This is a genomic window from Desulfatiferula olefinivorans (genome assembly GCF_054657895.1).
Genome location: NZ_BAAHXV010000160.1, coordinates 1 through 238, shown reverse-complemented (window position 1 = coordinate 238; position 238 = coordinate 1). Strand labels below are relative to the sequence as shown.

At 60.5% G+C, this 238-nt stretch carries 1 protein-coding gene; it reads left to right on the top strand.

Annotation, left to right across the window (positions count from 1 at the left end; translation table 11 throughout):
• On the top strand, window positions 1-238 hold a 238-nt coding region (locus ACYQ11_RS22270; protein ID WP_459926033.1), incomplete at both ends, for a molybdopterin-dependent oxidoreductase.

The following is a 238-nucleotide window of genomic DNA, read 5'->3' as shown; positions in this document are numbered from 1 at the left end:
CCTCGAAGGATCGTCTGACCACGCCGCTCATCAAGGAAAACGGCGTCTTCCGCGAAGCATCCTGGGACGAGGCGCTGACGCGGACGGCGGACCGGCTGACGGCAATCCGGAACAAAGACGGTGCGGACAGCATCGGGGTGCTGACCTCGGCCCGGATCACCAACGAGGAAAACTATCTGGTGCAGAAATTCACCCGGGCCGTTCTCAAAACCAACAACCTCGATCATTGCGCCCGATT